Below are 11841 nucleotides of genomic sequence, written 5' to 3'. Positions count from 1 at the left end.
AGCGTGAGTCGGTCGTGGGCCGACTGACGCTTCATTGAAGCGTCACTGACATCGCTGCTCGGCCGCCGTCGGTGTGCGAACATGCGTTCGTGAGCGGCGACGCCACGATCCTCCACGCCGACCTCGACTCGTTCTACGCGTCGGTCGAGCAGCGCGACGACCCCGGTCTGCGCGGGAAGCCCGTCATCGTCGGGATGGGGGTCGTCCTCGCCGCGAGCTACGAGGCGAAGGCGTGCGGTGTGCGCACGCCGATGGGCGCCGCGCAGGCCCGCACGCTGTGCCCGGACGCCATCGTCGTCGCGCCCCGCATGTCGGCGTACTCCGACGCGAGCCGCGAGGTCTTCGACGTGTTCGAGGACACGACACCCCTCGTCGAGGGACTGTCGATCGACGAGGCGTTCCTCGACGTCGGCGGCCTGCGCCGCGTCGCGGGCACGCCGCTCGAGATCGCGACACGGCTGCGGCGCGAGGTGCGCGAGCGCGTCAGGCTGCCGATCACGGTCGGCATCGCGCGCACGAAGTTCCTCGCCAAGGTCGCGAGCGCGGTCGCCAAGCCGGACGGGCTGCTGCTCGTCCCGCCCGACGGCGAGCTCGAGTTCCTGCACCCGTTGCCGGTCGAGCGGCTGTGGGGTGTCGGGCCCGTCACCGCCGCCAAGTTGCACGATCGCGGGATCACCAAGGTCGGCGACGTCGCGCGACTGGGCGTCGAGTCGCTCGTCGCCATGCTCGGCCAGGCGGGCGGCCGACACGTGCACGCGCTCGCCAACAACCTCGACCCCCGTCCGGTGACGGTCGGCCGCCGGCGCGGCTCGATCGGGTCACAACGCGCGCTCGGCCGTGGGCCGCACACGCTCGACGACGTCGACACCTATCTCGCCGGGCTCGTCGAACGCGTCACGCGACGGATGCGCGCCGCGGACCGCGTCGGCCGGACGGTGACGCTGCGACTGCGCTTCGACGACTTCTCGCGGGTGACGCGCTCGCACACGCTCCCGCGCGCGACCTCACGGACCGACCCGATCCTGACGGTTGCGCGTGACCTGCTCGCGACGGCGACGCCCCTGATCGAGCAGCGGGGCATCACGCTCGTCGGCGTGTCGGTCGGCAACCTGGACGACGACGAGGCCGTCCAGCTCCCGCTGCCGTTCGACCGCCGGACGCGCGGGACGCTCGACGCCGCGCTCGACGACGTGCGCGACCGCTTCGGCACCCGTGCCGTCACCCGAGCGGCCATGCTCGGCCGCGACGACGGCCTCTCCGTACCGATGCTGCCCGACTGAACCCGTCGCTCACGCGTCGACGCGGCGTCAGAATGGCCGTCATGGAGCGCATGGCGGGGATCGACGCCGGCTTCCTCGCGATGGAGACGCCGTCCCAGCACATGCACACGTTGAAGATCGCGATCCTCGACGTGTCGCGCGTGCCCGGCGGGTACTCGTTCGAGCGGTTCCGCGACGTGCTCGGCGCGCGGCTCGACCGGCTGCCGCCGTTCCGGCGCCGGATCGTCGAGGTGCCCGGGCGCCTGAACCACCCGGTGTGGATCGCGGACCCGGGCTTCGACCTCGACGCGCACCTACAACGGGTCGTGCTGCCCTCCCCCGGGACACGGGCGCAGCTCGACGACGTCGTCTCGTCGATCGCGAGCCGTCCCCTGCCCCGCGACCGCCCGCTCTGGGAGGTGTCCGTCGTCGAAGGTCTCGCCGACGGCACGGTTGCGTTCGTCGCGAAGCTCCACCACTGCATCGCCGACGGTGTCACCGCGGCCGAGCTCCTCGTCGGCGTCCTCGACCGCGATCCCGAGGCGCCCGACAGGCCGGAGGACGGGGACGCGCCAGGGTGGCGAGCGGAGCCGGTCCCGTCTCGCGTCCGCCTGGTCGTCGACGCCCTCGTCGACGCGCTGCGCGCGCTCGCCGGTCTTCCCGACCTCATCGCGCGCACGGTGCGCGGACTCGTGAACGTCGCGCGCGGGCGCCGGGCGCGCGCCGCGAGCGCGCCGCTGCCGTTCGCCACCCCCAAGCTGCGGTTCAACCGCGCGCTCACACCGCGCCGACGTTTCGTGTCGACGACGCTCCCGCTGGCCGACGTCAAGACGCTGAAGCAAGCGCTCGGCTGCACGGTCAACGACGTCGTGCTCGCGCTGTGTACCGGCGCGCTGCGCCGGTACCTGCTCGCTCGCGGGGAGCTCCCCGACCGCGCGCTCGTCGCGAGCGTCCCGGTCTCGACGCGCGCGCCGGCGAGCGCGCCCACGAGCGCGGCGAACAACGTCTCGAACCTGTTCACGACGCTGCCCGTCCACGTCGACGACCCACGCGCGCGTCTTGCCGAGATCCACGCGGTCACCCAGGCCGCCAAGGACCAGCTCGCCCGGCTCGGTCCCGCCATGCTGGCCGACTGGTCGGAGCTCACGCCGCCGCTGCCGTTCGGCGCGACCGTGCGGGCCTACTCGCGCCTCCGTCTCGCGAACCGGCACCGGCCGCCCGTCAACCTCGTCGTCTCGAACGTGCCCGGCCCGACCGAGCCCCTCTACGTCGCGGGCGCGCAACTCGTCGAGCTCTTCTCCGTCGGCCCCGTCCTCGAGAACGCGGGGCTCAACATCACGGTCTGGAGCTATCTCGACGGGCTCGACGTCGGGCTCCTCGCGTGCGACGACGCCATGCCGGACCTCCGGAGCCTCGTCACCGACCTGCACGACGCGCTCGACGAGCTCCGGGAGCTCGCCGTGACAGCCCGAGCATCACCCGCCACCGGCGGGTACGGCTCCAGTTCGGGAACGCCGATCGAAGGGGGAACGCCGTGAAGCGACTGTCGGGCATGGACGCGGCGATGCTCTACATCGAGACGCCGGCGATGCACATGCACGTCGTCGGCACGGTCGTGCTCGACCCGTCGACGATGCCGGGCGGCTACTCGTTCGACCGGTTCCGGGAGATGGTCCGCGAGCGGCTGCACCTCCTGCCCCCGTTCCGCCGGCGGCTCGTGCCCGTCCCACTCGGCCTCGGCCACCCGTACTGGGTCGAGGACCCGGCGTTCGACCTTGACGCGCACATGATCCGCGTCGCGGTGCCGTCGCCGGGCGGGATGCGAGAGCTCGCCGGGCTCGTCGGCAACATCGCGAGCCGGCCGCTCGACCGTGACCGTCCGCTGTGGGAGATGTGGGTCGTCGAGGGTCTGGAGCACGGCCGCATCGCGATCGTCGCGAAGTTGCACCACTCCTCGATCGACGGCGTGTCCGGCGCGGACCTCATGGTCCACCTGTTCGACCTGACGCCCGACGCGCACCCCGAGCCGGCGACGGCGGAGTGGCGGCCCGAACGGGTGCCGTCGCAGGTGGAGCTCGTCCCGGCCGCGCTGGAGTCGCTGGTGACGCGACCGATCGGGCTCGCGGCGACGACGTGGAAGACGGCGACGGGTCTCGTCCGTCACCAGCTCCACCGCCGGTCGCAACCCGACAGCGCGACGGGCGGGCGACGCCAGGGTCCGGCCACGCCGTTCAACGGGGCGATCACGCCACACCGCAGCGTCGCGTACGGACGCGTGTCGCTCGCCGACGTGAAGGCGACGAAGGACGCGACCGGGACGAAGGTGAACGACGTCGTCCTCGCGGCATGCGCGATGTCCCTGCGCGAGTGGCTGCGCGAGCACGACGCGCTCCCCGACCGTCCGCTCGTCGCCGCGTGCCCGATGGCCGTCCCACAGGACCCGTCCGAGGAGCGCGTGACGAACGCGATGACGATCATCACCGCGCTGCTCCCCGTCCAGGTCGACGATCCGCTGGAGCAGCTGCGCCTCGTGCACGAGGACACGACGCGCTCGAAGCGGTCGTCGCAGGCGTTCGGGGTCGACGTGCTGCAGGCGTGGGCGCAGTACACGTCTCCCAACCTGGTGAGCGCGGCGATGCGCGTGTACTCGAACTTCGGGCTCGCCGACCGGCACGGCCCGCTCGCGAACCTCATCGTGTCGAACGTCCCCGGACCGCCGCTGCCGCTCTACTGCGCAGGCGCGCGTGTCGACGCCGTCTACCCGATGGGACCGCTCATCGAGGGGATCGGGTTGAACCTGACCGTGCTCAGCAACATGGGGAACGTCGACTTCGGCGTGATCGCGTGCCGCGAGCTCGTTCCCGACGTGTGGGACCTCGCCACCGGCTTCGAGCGCGCGGTCACGCGTCTGCGCGACGCGGCCGGCGTCACCCCGGCGAAGCCACCGACCAAGAAGGCGACCGCGGGCGCGACCCGCGCACCCGCACGCGCGGCGCGCTGACCGTCAGTCGAGCGGCAGGCAGCGCGCGAGCACCTCCTCCACGAACGAGCGCGTGCCGCCGTCGTGGAGCAGATGACCGACGTGCCCCGCGTGCACCCACTTCGTCTCGGGACGGTCCCAGTGCTCCCAGAGCGCGACGATCTGCTCGAGCGGGTCGAGCAACCGGTCCGCGGTGCCCGCGTAGATGAACCGGCGGTCGCGAGGCGTCGCGGGAACGGGCAGCAGCGGCGACACGGCGCGGTGCAGCAGGTCGCTCTTCTCGCCCAGGATGCGGAAGTCCTCGAGGTCGCGCACCTCGCGGGGTGTGTGCCGACGCAGGACGCGCGGGAAGTCGACCGCCGGCATCCCCGGGATGACACAGTCGAGGGGCTCCTCGAGGCCGGCGACGAGCGCGGTAACGTACCCGCCGAGCGACAGACCCGTGATGCCGATCGCGGTCGGGTCCTGGGTGCGCACCCACGACAGCACCCGGCGCACGTCCCACGCCGCCTGCGCGAGTCCGTGCACGTTGTCGAGCACGTCGACCGTCGGGAACTGCGCGTCGACACCGCGCGGCGCAGCGCGCGTGCCGTGCAACGGCAGCAACGGCATCGCGACGTTGAGCCCGAGCGTCTCGTGGAGGTGCTTCACACGCAGCACCCACGTGTCGATCTCGGGGCGGCCCATCGCGGTCGCGTGCACGTACACGAGCCATGGCCGCGGCCGGTCGTCGTCGTGACGGAGGACGAACATCCGCGCGGTGCGGTTCGCCTCGTAGGAGAGCCAGCGGTCACGTCCGGGCTCACCCGGGTGCGGCTCCCAGCCGCTCTCGAAGCGGTAGCCCTCGATCCGCGTCCGGAACGCGAACGCGCGGCACGGCTCGGCGTCGGTGAGCGGCGGCGGCTCCCCGACGTATGCCGCGACGTCGTCGAGCCAGCCGCGCGCGCCGAACATCGCGACGGCGTCGTCGACCTCCTGCTCGATCCGCCGGAAGCCCTCGATCGTCGGAGGCTTGCGGACGAGCTTGAACGCCGCGAGACACATCTCGTCGGCGAGCACGTGCGCGGCGGTGACGGGCGACCACGAGGGCATCGGGACCTCGGCGCTCGCGTAGCGAACGGCACGTCGCTCTCGTGCGGGCGGCGACATGAACCCGAGGGTCCGCCAGAGGGGTAGCGCGAGGCTCGTCATCTGCACCGTGAGGCTCGGCCGGCGCGTGATCGCGAGCACCTCGGCCGCCGTGCGCGGGTGCTCCGGGCCCAGCCCGTCCGTCGACGTGTGGCTCACCGTCTCGGTCACGTACTCAGTGTGCCCGGCCGGCGCCGGCCGCGTGCGGCATTGGGACGATCGGCGGGCCGCCTTGTCACGAGCGGCGTGCCGCCTTGCGCGCCGCGAGCTCCCGGTCGGCGTCGACGGCGGCGCCGCTCGCCGCGACGGCACGCCGCTCCTCGCGCAGCGCCTGGTCCTCCGCGTCCAGCCGGGCGAGACGGGCCGCGCGCTCCTCGTCTGCGACACGTTCCTTCGTCGCGGTCTCGGCGCGTCGCACCGCCTGCTTGCGGCGCTGCGCCTCGGCGGCGATCCCGGCCTGCTGCTCGCTCTTGGCCCGCCGTGCGGCCTGCGCGCGCTGGCGGGTCTCGCGCTCGACGGCGGCGCGCTGCCGGGCGTCGCGTTCACGGCGCGCGCGCAGCTCCTCGTCCGCCTCCTCACGCGTCTCGGCGGCCGCGGCGTCGAGATCGGCGGCCCGCCGCAGCTCCTGGACACGCGCCCGCTGCAGCCGGCCGGCCCGCACGAGCTCGTCGTCGCGCAGCACGCCGCCCGCGAGCTCGCGCACCTCGGCGGCGAGCGCGTCGAACGCAAGCGCCGGTGGCCACTCGGGATCCGAGCCGCGCACCGCTTCGGCCAGGGTCAGCGGCAACCGGGCCGCCCACAACGTGGACCGGACGGCGGCCCGCGGGATCTCCTGCAACACGCTCATCGGGTGGTCCTCCGCATCCGTCAGACGTCGGGCGTCGCGTCGTCGAGCGCCTCGGCGGCCCGCCGGGCGACATCGGCCTGCCGCTCGGCGGTGTTCGCAGCGCGCGCCTGCTCGGCGTGCTCCCGCGCCGCGCGGTGCTCGTCGGCCGCGAGCGCCGTCTCCCGGACCTGCCGCTCGTGTGCGAGCGCGGCCTGCTCGCGCCCGTGGCGGACCTCGGCCTCCTGCTCCGCCCGTTCGCGTTCACGCTCGACGCGCGCCTCGCGCTCCTCCGCTGCCACCTCGGCAGTGAGCCGCTCACGCTCGGCCCGCACCTCGCGCTCGCGCTCGGTGACGTCGGCTGCGGCGCGCTCCTGCTCCGCACGCGCCTCGTGCTGCGCGGCGGCGTCCTGCGCATCGGCCTTCTGCTCGTGCAGCTCGCCCTGGCGCTCGAGGTCGCGGTCGCCGAGCAGCGAGCCGGCGACCTCCTTGGCCTTGCCCTTCAGTCGTTCGAGCATCTCGCTCCCCACACGGTCGGCGTTCCGCGCAGGGTTACCCGCCGGTTCGGGCCGTCACTCGGAACCCCGGCCGGGCGCGCGTCACAGTGCGGCTGCGCGCGTCGACGACCGCGCCGCGTGCTCACGCGCTCGACGCGGCAGGAGCGACCGGTGCTAGGCGGGCTGGATGCCGATCGCGGACTTCCCGTCCACCGTCGCCGCGACGATGTTGATCGCCGGTGCCGCCGGTGGGTCACCCGTCGCGCGCGATCCCGCCCCCCTGCTCTTCTCGGCCTTCGCGCACTCACCGGCGAGGACGAGCTCCGGGTCCTTCTGGCGGAGCGCCTCGAGCGTGACGTCCTGGATCGTGCGTACTTCGTGCGCGCTCATGTGCTCCAGATACGACTTCTCGAGGTCGGTCATGTACGTGTCGAGACCCAACTCCCTCACCATCTCGAGAAACGACGGTATCGGTCGCCGCTCGTACATCTCCTGGAGGCGCCGTCGCCCCTCCGGATCCTTCATGAGATCGTTCGCGTGAGCATGGAGCTCGCTCGTCAAGAGTCCGAACGCGGTCATGTCAGCCATGGTTCCTCCCTGTCTCATGTGCTTGCGCCTGACTGCGCCACACGAATGGTGAGCCGACCGAACGCGGCGCAGTCGGTCCCGGCATCCGCGTGGCGGACGTGACGGGCTTGCGCGGCGCCGATCGACGCGGCCGCGACCCAATACGGGAAGCGCATCTCGCGCGCGCGGGCACACGCGCGCTCGAACAGGCCCACTGCACGGTCGTCGTCGCCTCGCGCGAGTGCAAGCTCAGCGAGCCAGTGGTCGACGGTGCCGAACACCGCGCCGCCGCGTCCGAAGACGACGACCTGGCCCGCGAACCGAGCCAGGAGCTCCTCGAGCGGCTGCAGCCAGACGGCTGCGTGGACCTCCGCAGCTGCACCGGCGAGCAGACACATTGCGGCAAGCCAGAACGCGTCCGGTGGGAGCGGCGCGGCTCCGTCGCCGAGCACGTCGTCGAGCGCCCGGACGGCCGCATCGTGCTTCCCGGTCTCCGCCAGCAAGGCGACATGGAGCGCGAGTCCAGCCCGGAACGGCGACCCCGGATCGATCTGCCGTGTCAGCGTGCTCGAGAGCTCCGCCAACCGCCCTTGCTGGTACCGGATCGCGAACGTCTGCAGGAGGTGGACGCCGGGAGCCTCGGGCTCTGAGAGCTCCTCCCCGCGGACGAGCGCCCCGCGGACGAGTTGCTCCGCGGACGTCAGTTCGCCTCTGAACGTTGCCTGCGTCGCGCGCAAGGCCGCGGACCAGTAGGAGGCGTGAGGATCTGCCTCGTGTCGCGCCAGCGCCTCGAACGTATCGAGCGTCCGGTCGAACTCGGTGACCAACCCGGACGCGAGAAGGTCTGCAAGAAGGACCCGCAGGCTCCCCAGCTCGGCCACCCGGAGCGCACCGGCCCGGCACGCGGCGACTGCCCGACGCGCGAACGCGAGCCGCTCTTCGACCTCGCCGGGATCCCGGACGAGCGCGTTGTGCGCGGCAATGAGTCCGTCGTTGAGTGCGCCGGGATCGTCGAGCTGTTCCGCCAATGCCAGCGCGTCCTGGGCGGCGAGTGTTGCGCGGCGGGCGTCGGCGAACACGCTGGCCTGTACCACCCGCGCCTGGAGCTTGACCCGGCGAGCGTCCGGCGGGACGACGGCGAGCGCGTCGTCGGTGACCCCGAGCACCGCGCCGCGGTACGGACCGATGTACCCCCACACCCACGGGATCCCGAGTGCCGCATCGACGAGGAGGTCCGGGTCGTCCGTGGCGCACGCGAGATCCGCGGCCCGGAAGTGGGCGTCGCGCGCGAGATCGACGCGACCACCGCCCTCGTAGGCGAGTCCCAACGCGTGCTGCGTCCGTCCTTCGTCCCGAGCGCTCAGCACACGACCGCCCGACAGCTCGAGCGCGACCGACAGCCACCGCACCGCGTCGTCGTACGCCCCCGCCGCGAGCGCCTGCTCACCTGCCGAGCGGGACCAGCGGACGGCATCGTCGCGAGCGCCGGTCGGCACGGCTTCGACGAAGTGGTGTGCGATCTCCGCCGCGTGCCCTGGACCGTGCACGTACGGCGTCGAGGTGAGCGCGTCAGCGATCGCGCGGTGCAGCCGGGCGCGGCGGACGCGCGTCAACCCGGCGTAGATCGCGTTGCGAACGATCGCATGCGCGAACCGGAACCGATCCACCGCGTTCGGGGCCTGGTTCACGAGCGCCTCGTTCGACGCCTCGTCGAGGAGCACCAACGCGTCGATCTCCTCGACCCGGAGTGCAGCCGCGAGGAGCGGGAGCGTGAACTCGATCCCGATCACCGCTGCCGCGGACAGCAGGTCGCGAGCCGGTTCCGTCAGCCGCGCGACACGCTCGCCAACCAGCGCGCGAACGCTTGACGGCGCGAGCTGTGCGAGCGCGGTCGCGGCGTCGACACTTCGATCGTCGGCGACCGCGAGCTCGTGGAGGACTTCCCTCACGTAGAACGGGCTGCCACCCGTCACGTCGCGTACGGTCTCCGCACATCGGGCGAGCTCTACGCGCATGTCCGGCGGCGCGCTCGTCTCGATGAGCGCGCGCACGGCGCCGACGTCGAAGCCATGCAACGCGAGCTCGGTGCCACCCGTCTCCGTCACCAGCCGGCGCAAATCGTCGACGATGTCGCGCGCGCTCGTGCCCTCGGAGTCCCTGCACGTCGCGACGACGAGCAGGCGACGAACGTCCGCGTGTCGGACGAGATGGCGCAACAACTGGAGGACGGGCCTCCCGGCCCAGTGCACGTCTTCGAGCACGACGAGACACGGCGCGGGATGGACGGCGGCGACGAGCCTCGCGATCGCCTCGAAGAGCCGGTAGCGGCGCGCTTCGGTCGGAGCCTCGCTCCCGTCGCCGTCGGCAGGTCGCTCGCGGGAGCCGAGGGCAGGAGCGATCGCAACCAGCGCGTCGAAGAGCGGATCGTCCGACAGGTCGACGCGTCCCGCGAGCGTCTGGACGACCCCGACGAACGGCTGCAGCTCGTGCACAGGGTCCGGGTCGCACCAACCGCGCGCGACGAGCACGTTCGCGGCTTCCGCGTGGCGCGCCAGGTCCTCGACGAGCGCGCTCTTCCCGATGCCCGCCGGTCCGGTGACGAGCGCGAGCTGTCGCTCGCCGAGTGTCGAGCGGTTCCAGAGCGACAGCAGGGCCGTGCGCTCCGCATCACGTCCGATGAGACGCTCCCGTACGAACGAACGCGCGCCGACGCCGACCGACCGCTCGGGTTTCGTCGGGGCGCGCCAGTCGAGCTCTGGTCGCTGCAACAAGACAGCGCGCTCGAGGTCGCGTAGCTCCACCGACGGCTCCAAGCCGAGCTCGTCGTCGAGCCGGCGCACCAACGCGCTGCACGCGGCAAGAGCCTCCGCGTGTCGACCCGAACGGTAGAGGGCGACCACGAGTTGCGTGGTGAGCCGCTCCCGCAACGGGTGGACGGCCACCGCGGCCTGGACCGCGTGGACGATCCGCTCGTGGGCGCCGAGCTCCAGCAGCGCGTCGAAGCGTTCCTCCATGGCGCACACGCGCAGCTCGTCGAGGCGCGCGGCCTCGGGGCGGACGGGCTCGAGGTCGTCGATCCCGGCGTACGCGGGACCACGCCAGAGCTCGAGCGCGGCGGCGAGCTGCTCCTCCGCGTGTTCCGGATAGCCCTCCCGGCGGGCGTCGTGCGCGCGACCGACCAGTTGCTCGAAGCGTGACGCGTCGGTCTCGTCGGACGCGAGGACGAGCCGGTAGCCGTGCGCGTCCAGCGGGAGGCGCCCACTCGGCATGCCGTCGAGCCGCCCGGGCTCGAGCGCGCGGCGTACTCGCGCGATGTGGACCCGTAGCGCGGCGCCCGCGCTGTCGGGCGGTGCACCGTGCCAGAGCTCGTCGACGAGCACCTCGGGCGCCACGCATCTGTTCGCGCGGACCGCGAGGAGCGCCAGCAGGTCACGCGGCTTCGAACCCCGGAGCGCGACCGGTCCGTCGTCGCCGACCACCTCGAGAGGTCCGAGGACGCGGAGCTCCATGGCCCACCCCGGTTCGAGCCGCCGCGAAGCGCGAACCGTACCGGCTGGTCAGAGCGGGTTCCACCGCTTTACGGGGCCTTTGCGGCCGGTCCGTAGAACCTCATCCATGGAGACGAGGCAGGAGACGGACGTGCAGACGCTGTCGGTGTTGTTCACCGACGTCGTCGGCTCGACCGAGATCGCCATGCGGCTCGGTGACGACGCGAGCGACTCGCTGCGGCGCGAGCACTTCCGGGCGCTGCGCGACGCGGTCGAGAGCACGGGCGGTCAGGTCGTCAAGACCATCGGCGACGGCGTGATGGCGCGCTTCTCGAGCGTCCGCCGCGCGTTGGACGGCGCCGCTGCGATCCAGCGGACCGTCGACACGACGAACCGGGACGCGCGCCACCGTCTCGACGTCCGGGTCGGTGTCAGCGTCGGCGACGTGACCGTCGAGCAGGGCGACTGCTTCGGCATGCCCGTCGTCGAGGCGGCGCGGCTGTGCAGCGCGGCCGACCACGGTCGCATCCTCGCCATCGAGCGCGTTCGCGAGCTCGCGGCGGGGAGCGGTCACGTGTTCTCGGTCGGCCGCGAGGTCTCCTGCAAGTCGATGACCCTGCGGGCGGTGGAGATCGAGTGGGCATCGGATGCGGCGGTCACGCCGATCCGTCACGACCTGTTCACGAGGAACGGATCCGAGAACGAGGAGGAGCACGCATGAGGTTCACCAGGCACACATGGCACGACCGGTTGCGCGACGTGTGGCTGTTCGAGGGCTGCACCGATCGCGAGCTCGATGTCGTCGGACGGCTGACGACCGAGGTCTGGCGACCGGACAACTGGGTGCTGACGATCCAGGACGCGCCGGGCGACGAATGCTTCGTCGTGCTGGACGGCGAAGCGGTCGCGGTGCGCGACGGCGTGGCGCTCGGCACGCTGCAGCCCGGCACGATCTTCGGTGAGATGGCGCTGCTCGACGGTCGACCTCGGGTCGCGACGGTCTGGTCGCTGACGACGATGAAGCTCCTCGCCATGTCGCGCCGCGAGTTCGACGCGCTGCTCCACGCCGGCATCCCGGCGGTGAACCGCCGCATCGCAG

The 11841-nt window shown here is 72.5% G+C and carries 10 protein-coding genes; 5 read left to right on the top strand and 5 right to left on the bottom strand.

The window, feature by feature from the left end; genetic code table 11:
• Nucleotides 1–89: 89 nt before the first annotated feature.
• Genes dinB through VFC33_08790 form a run of 3 tightly spaced genes read left to right on the top strand, consistent with a single transcriptional unit; the run spans nt 90 to nt 4260 of the window.
• Complete coding sequence (gene dinB, locus VFC33_08800; GenBank protein HZR13335.1) at nt 90–1280, top strand: DNA polymerase IV; 1191 nt, start codon at nt 90–92, stop codon at nt 1278–1280.
• A 41-nt stretch (nt 1281–1321) separates the two neighbouring features.
• Nucleotides 1322–2797 (top strand): wax ester/triacylglycerol synthase family O-acyltransferase, encoded by a 1476-nt coding sequence (locus VFC33_08795; protein ID HZR13334.1) that lies wholly within the window; start codon nt 1322–1324, stop codon nt 2795–2797.
• Nucleotides 2794–4260, top strand: coding sequence for a wax ester/triacylglycerol synthase family O-acyltransferase (locus VFC33_08790; protein ID HZR13333.1), 1467 nt, complete (start codon nt 2794–2796; stop codon nt 4258–4260). The genes VFC33_08795 and VFC33_08790 overlap by 4 nt, the downstream gene beginning before the upstream one ends.
• Before the next feature lie 3 nt (nt 4261–4263).
• Here VFC33_08790 and VFC33_08785 read toward each other — a convergent pair whose 3' ends face one another.
• From VFC33_08785 to VFC33_08765, 5 genes are all read right to left on the bottom strand, one after another.
• Complete coding sequence (locus tag VFC33_08785) at nt 4264–5538, bottom strand: hypothetical protein (GenBank protein ID HZR13332.1); 1275 nt, start codon at nt 5536–5538, stop codon at nt 4264–4266.
• Between the two features lie 64 nt (nt 5539–5602).
• Nucleotides 5603–6214, bottom strand: a complete 612-nt coding sequence (locus tag VFC33_08780; GenBank protein HZR13331.1) for a hypothetical protein — start codon at nt 6212–6214, stop codon at nt 5603–5605.
• Nucleotides 6215–6234: 20 nt separating this feature from the next.
• The gene (locus VFC33_08775) at nt 6235–6708 is read right to left on the bottom strand and encodes a hypothetical protein (GenBank protein HZR13330.1); all 474 of its coding nucleotides are present in this window, start codon (nt 6706–6708) and stop codon (nt 6235–6237) included.
• Between the two features lie 153 nt (nt 6709–6861).
• On the bottom strand, nt 6862–7275 hold the full coding sequence (locus VFC33_08770) for a hypothetical protein (protein HZR13329.1): 414 nt from the start codon (nt 7273–7275) through the stop codon (nt 6862–6864).
• 14 nt (nt 7276–7289) lie between these two features.
• Nucleotides 7290–10763: a BTAD domain-containing putative transcriptional regulator gene (locus tag VFC33_08765; GenBank protein HZR13328.1), complete on the bottom strand. Its 3474-nt coding sequence runs from the start codon at nt 10761–10763 to the stop codon at nt 7290–7292.
• Nucleotides 10764–10869: 106 nt separating this feature from the next.
• On the opposite strand from VFC33_08765, the gene VFC33_08760 reads away from it, so the two are divergent.
• The gene (locus tag VFC33_08760) at nt 10870–11463 is read left to right on the top strand and encodes an adenylate/guanylate cyclase domain-containing protein (protein ID HZR13327.1); all 594 of its coding nucleotides are present in this window, start codon (nt 10870–10872) and stop codon (nt 11461–11463) included.
• Nucleotides 11460–11841, top strand: a 382-nt coding sequence (locus VFC33_08755) for a cyclic nucleotide-binding domain-containing protein (GenBank protein ID HZR13326.1), incomplete at its 3' end; no start/stop codon positions are given. The genes VFC33_08760 and VFC33_08755, both read left to right, overlap by 4 nt.

Source organism: Acidimicrobiia bacterium (assembly GCA_035651955.1).
Lineage (GTDB): Bacteria > Actinomycetota > Acidimicrobiia > IMCC26256 > JAMXLJ01 > JAMXLJ01.
This window is presented reverse-complemented; position numbering and strand designations above follow the sequence as displayed.